At 43.9% G+C, this 5,192-nt stretch carries 4 protein-coding genes; all 4 read right to left on the minus strand.

Going from position 1 to position 5,192, the window contains the following annotated elements:
• The coding region (locus ACIQ32_RS11925) for an outer membrane lipoprotein carrier protein LolA (protein ID WP_396195899.1) at window positions 1-250 on the minus strand (250 nt) is incomplete at its 3' end.
• Window positions 247-1,089: an ABC transporter permease gene (locus tag ACIQ32_RS11930; protein WP_396195900.1), complete on the minus strand. Its 843-nt coding sequence runs from the start codon at window positions 1,087-1,089 to the stop codon at window positions 247-249. The genes ACIQ32_RS11930 and ACIQ32_RS11925, both read right to left, overlap by 4 nt.
• Window positions 1,079-2,005 (minus strand): ABC transporter ATP-binding protein, encoded by a 927-nt coding sequence (locus tag ACIQ32_RS11935; protein ID WP_396195901.1) that lies wholly within the window; start codon window positions 2,003-2,005, stop codon window positions 1,079-1,081. The genes ACIQ32_RS11930 and ACIQ32_RS11935 overlap by 11 nt, the downstream gene beginning before the upstream one ends.
• A gap of 44 nt (window positions 2,006-2,049) precedes the next feature.
• Entirely contained in the window at window positions 2,050-5,082 is a 3,033-nt protein-coding gene (locus ACIQ32_RS11940) for a PKD domain-containing protein (protein ID WP_396195902.1), read from the minus strand.
• Window positions 5,083-5,192 lie beyond the last annotated feature (110 nt).

The following is a 5,192-nucleotide window of genomic DNA, read 5'->3' on the forward strand; positions in this document are numbered from 1 at the left end:
ATCCTTGCTTTGGCAAGATGGTAATGCCCTTTGATTCAACTTTAAACTTATCCTTCTGCTTGAAATAAATCGTAGCCTCGTTCGGTAAAATCTTGATCATAGGAATATTGGCTTTAATCGTCGCCGACACCTTATAATCTTTCACTGAATTAAGTTTTGTAAGAACTTTTGAAACGATGTCATCTGCCGATTGAGCATTCGTCAAAAGTGGAAGCGCGAAAAGCACAAAGAGCTGAGCAATTTTTCTCATGAGGTAATGTCTTTTTTGTTGAATCGGATCACAGCCACAGTAACGAGTACAGCATTGTGCACGACCAGAATAATCACGGATTCACGAATCGCCGACCAGGGAACTGGTTCTTCAAAGAAGCTGCGCCATGACGCCATGTGTGTGGTGAATAAATATGGTTTAATGGAATCGAAAACAGTGACGTCTAAGCTACCAATGATGGTAAACAGAATGATAATCGCCATTGTTGCTACGATAGGTCCGATGGAGTTTTCTGCGAAAGCAGAAAGACAAATCGACAATGATGATACGGTAAGTAGGGATAAAAAGGCTACACAAAATCCTGCGCCAAAACGCCACAAGACATCAGCCTCTGGAAGAATAACCAATCCATCGGAGTTGAGGACAATCACATCGCCAGTTCCAAAGATTGCAGTCGATACAAAGATTGCCAAGAATCCCATCCAAAGAATGATGAATAGGGTATAGGCTGCTCCGGCAATAAACTTTGAAAGGACGATATTCGTTCTTGAAATTGGTTTTGTCGCCAACATTCGAATTGTCCCCATCGCAGCTTCTCCGGCAATTAAATCTCCTGTCACCAAGGCAACGAGCAATGGCACGTGTACGATGAGCATCTGAAGGATAATGAACGCAATGAGGTAGCCATTTAATATATGTCCATTGAAGGTTAAGGTCTGTTCAAACGATGCCGTGACAAAGGAAATAATGGATTTTCCATCTGCTTTCATCGCGAAAATGATGATGGCAATCAGCAAGGTCAAAGCCCCCACACCAAGATAAGATCGAGGTTTCGAAAGGATCTTTATGAATTCGTTCCAAGTATTTTTAAGCAACATGTTCGGATGAAATTATATTCATGAAATAATCCTCAAGTTTTCGCTTCGGTTCAATCGCATGGACTGATATTCCTGCACTTACGAGAAGTTGATTGATGAGGTGCACTTGGTCCTTGTGGACGGGGAACTCCAACTCGCGCTGATTCAATTGTGTGATTGGAGTCGATGGGTGGGCAGATAGAATCACTTCCTTTGCAGCATTAGCATCATTTGTTTCTATCCTGACTTGCAGATCGTTTGCATCGAGTAAATCTTGAACAGCCCCTTCAACAATTGTTTTTCCTTTATTGATAATGACCATTCTGTTGGCGATCAGTTCAATTTCAGACAGTTGATGCGATGACAAAACCACCGTTTTGTTTTGCTCTGTGCGCAATCTCAAGATGAGGTTTCTAATTTCGACGATTCCTTGCGGATCTAGCCCAGTTGTAGGTTCATCCAAGATGATGAGTTCTGGTTGGTGCAACAAGGTTTGAGCGATACCCAAGCGTTGTTTCATTCCGTGAGAAAACCCCTTCACCTTATGTTTACCACGGTCTCCTAGACCTACAAAGTCTAGCATTTCAGCAATGTCCTTCTTTCCTACATTCGCACCCGAGATACGTGCAAAGATTTCTAGATTTTTTTCTGCGGAAAGGTACTTGTAGAAATCAGGTTTTTCGATGATGCTTCCAATGTTCGCTAGGATGGCTGAGCGTTCATTCGCATAAGACTTACCAAATAGTTCAACCTTACCGGCATCCGGACGAATGAGTGAAAGTAAACAACGAATGGTGGTGCTTTTTCCAGCGCCATTTGGACCGAGAAAGCCAAAGACATCTCCTCGGTTTACAGTGAATGAAACATCCTTCACAGCTTCAAATGTACCGAAGCGCTTGGCGAGATGTTCAACACGTATGATGGGTTCTGTGGTCATACGGTTTTAACAACTTAAAGAAACAAATGTTTATGATGAATTCCCTATCGCAGCAAACTCACATGCCCCACTTTCATGATGCGCTCATCCGTTTGAAGGACAGTAAATTCAATTTTCCAGGTATATACTCCTTCTTGCATCAAGTGGTAGTTCGATCCATTACCATATCCTCCATCCCAGCCAATGGTTGCATCGTTGGATTCGAAAACCACTTCACCCCAACGATTAAAGATGCGTATTGAGTATTCGGCTGGATCAAATCCGGAGGTAAATACAGGTTGAAAAGTTTGATTCGCAATGTCTCCATCTGGAGTGAAGGAATTTGGAACGTAAAAAATGACATCATCGATGATTTGAATCAGAGCAAAGGCAGAATCCGTACAGCCTGATGGTGAGGTGGCCAATAAGGTTACCAAATAAGTGCCTACTGAATCTAGAGAATAATCGTGTGATGGATCAGTGGCTTCAACCAATGGTGATCCATCTCCAAAGTCCCAAATATAGGAAGCGGCAGCACTCGACGTATTGATGAATTGAACAGGATCGTCAAAAATAGTAATGACGTTTGGAAGCGCTGAAAACTCTGCAATTGGCGTTTCTTCAATACAAATGACATCTGTTTGTGTCACAGTGCTGGAACAGCCATTAGCAGCATTTACACTCAAAGTAACATCGAGACATCCTGCATTTTCCAATAGGACCGTTACAGATTCACATCCTTGCAATGTCACTCCATTACTTAAGGTCCAAGAACAATCAATTGACCCTCCAGCAGTAGTGTTAAATAATGTAACAGATTCAGGGGCACAGCCGAAGGTTGCACTTGGTTCAAAGGTCGCTTGGTAGTTAGGATTGATGAGCACGGATACCTGATCTGTGTCTTCACAACCCTCAGCACTGGTTCCTGTTACCGTATAAATGGTTGTTCCCGTTGGTGGCGTGAAAGGTTGATTGTTTACCGCACCACCGTCCCACGTATAGGTCGCGGCACCACTTGCTGCCAAGGTTACGTTCTGTCCTGCACATGTCTCGATGTCTGTGCCACCATTCACGTTTGGAATAGGATTAACAGTTAGAATTAAAGCATCTGTAGAGGTACAGCCATCGGCACTTGTTCCAGTCACCGTATACGTGTTTGTCGTAGTGGGAATAAATGGTGTTCCGTCTGAGATTCCTCCTGTCCATGTATAGTTTACAGCGCCGCTAGCAGTTAATGTCGCGGATTCTCCAGCACATAAAGCTATATCGGGTCCAGCATTAACAATAGGGTTTGCATTTACAAGAACAGTGAGCTCATCCGTGGCAACACATCCATTGGCATCTGTGCCCGTTACGGTGTAAACAGTGGTTCCCACTGGTGGTGCAAATGGTATTCCGTTGGTTGCGGTTGGATTCCATGAATAGCTTGTTGCCCCTAATGCCGTAAGTGTAATTTGGGTTCCCTCACAGATTATTTTATCTTGGCCCGCATTCACGATAGGTAAGGCGTTTACTGTTACAGTGACATCGTCACTGCCAACGCAACCTGCTGCACTCGTTCCAGTTATTGTATAGGTCGAGGTTGTTCCTGCTGTAAAGGTCACATTGGTTCCTGTGGTGGTGCTGAGATTCAACGCTGGACTCCATGTGTATGTGGCAGCTCCATTTGCTGTTAAACTCGTCGTTCCGCCAACGCAAAGTGATACATCATTCACCACAACCACAGGATTAGCATTCACCGTGACAAGTACATTGTCTGTTGCTGTGCATCCCAATGCGGAAGTTCCAGTTACAACATAGGTAGCTGTAGTTGTGGGATTGAATGGATCACCATTAATAATTGTCGGATTCCATGAATAAGATACTGTTCCAGAAGCGGACAAAGTTACTGGCTCACCGGAACAAATCGTAACATCAGCGCCGCCATCCACGCTAGGTAAAGGATTTACAGTAACTATGATTTGATCTGTATTGGAACATCCTGCAGCACTCGTTCCTGTTACAGTATAGGTGGTTGTGGATAGTGGTGTAACAGTGATTGGGTTACCAACGGCCCCCGTCCATGTGTAGGTATTGGCTCCTGTTGCAGTCAAGTTTACGGATTGTCCGGCACAAGTACTCAAAGCAGCACCAGCATCAACAGTTGGTAAAGGATTAACTGTTACGACCAATGTTGAAGAGGCAGTACATCCATTCGAACCTGTCCCAACAATTGTATAGGTTGTCGTATTTCCAGCTGTAAAAATTAAATTTCCACCTGAGGTACCACTCAAATTTGTTGCAGGTGACCAAGTGTATGATTGTGCTCCTGTAGCGACAACATTCACTGTTCCGTTTTCGCATGTAGCAACGTTTGGAGTGGATAATGGTGGTTGAGGCAATACAGTAACTAAAACCAAATCTGTAGCTGTACACCCAAGATTTGTAGTTCCTGTTACCTGATAATTCGTTGTTGTTGTTGGCGTAAATGGTATACCATTTTGAATGGAAGGGTTCCATGAATAGCTATTTGTTCCAGTGGCCGTGAGAGAAATCTGTGTTTGTGGACAAACAGTGACATCTGAACCACCATTTACAATAGGTAGAGGATTGACGGTAACTAACAATTCATCGGTATTCGTGCACCCATTTGCAGCTGTACCTGTAACCGTGTAGCTCGTTGAAACAGTAGGAGAAACGGTAATGGGATTTCCTGCTGCCAGGCCTGTCCACTGATAATTATTACCGCCTGAAGCACTTAAAATTGTAGATTGATTCGCACAAATAGTGGCGTCAAATCCGGCATTAATAAGTGGCAATGCCTTAACTGTAACCACCAAAGTAGAGGTTGCTGTGCAACCTGCGGCATTCGTGCCAACAACGGTATAGTTGGTATTGGTTCCAGGAGTGAAAATGACACTGGATCCAGTCGTTGCACTCAAGTTCGTTGCTGGGGACCAAGTGTAGGATTGTGCACCTGAAGCGACAAGATTTGCTGTTAAATTTTGGCAAACCGAAACTGGGGGAGTCGAAATTGAAAACGATGGCAATACAGTAACAAGAACGAAATCTGTTGCAGTACAGCCTTGCGCCGAGGTACCTGTCACCAAGTAATTCATTGTGGTGGTTGGTGTAAAAGGCACACCATTTTGAATGCTTGGGTTCCAAGAGTAGGTATTTGCTCCCGTAGCCGTTAGCGTAACCTGACTATTCGGACATGTCGTAATGT

The organism is Flavobacterium sp., from assembly GCF_044373165.1.
Taxonomy (GTDB): Bacteria; Bacteroidota; Bacteroidia; order Flavobacteriales; family Flavobacteriaceae; genus Flavobacterium.

Bases quoted from the DNA above. Each gene is read 5' to 3' on its own strand.
- ACIQ32_RS11935 (WP_396195901.1), bottom strand. From the start codon at position 2,005: ATGACCACAGAACCCATCATACGTGTTGAACATCTCGCCAAGCGCTTC.
- ACIQ32_RS11930 (WP_396195900.1), bottom strand. From the start codon at position 1,089: ATGTTGCTTAAAAATACTTGGAACGAATTCATAAAGATCCTTTCGAAA.
- ACIQ32_RS11940 (WP_396195902.1), bottom strand. From the start codon at position 5,082: ATGAATTACTTGGTGACAGGTACCTCGGCGCAAGGCTGTACTGCAACA.